The sequence below is a fragment of the Peribacillus sp. SIMBA_075 genome (genome assembly GCF_046534585.1).
The window spans coordinates 1-233 of sequence record NZ_JAWRYN010001660.1 but is presented as its reverse complement, the minus strand read 5'-3'; the positions used below and the strand labels follow the sequence as shown (position 1 = coordinate 233).

At 36.5% G+C, this 233-nt stretch carries 1 rRNA gene; it reads right to left on the bottom strand.

What is annotated here, in order from left to right:
* A 5S ribosomal RNA gene (gene rrf, locus SB775_RS34070) occupies positions 1 to 85 on the bottom strand; the annotation flags it as partial.
* Positions 86 to 233 lie beyond the last annotated feature (148 nt).

Genomic DNA, 233 nt, shown 5'->3' with positions numbered 1-233 from the left:
ACCCCCAACTACCATCGGCGCTGAAGAGCTTAACTGCCGTGTTCGGAATGGGAACGGGTGTGACCTCTTCGCTATCGTCACCAAACATTGTTAACATTTTTTCAAGACATATATTATTATAACGTCTTTTTGAGAAAATGCAAGAAGAAATTTTCATTCCTTCAAAACTAGATAATAAGAAGGTATTTCATTTTTTAAAAAGCGTTGGTTAAGTCCTCGATCTATTAGTATCA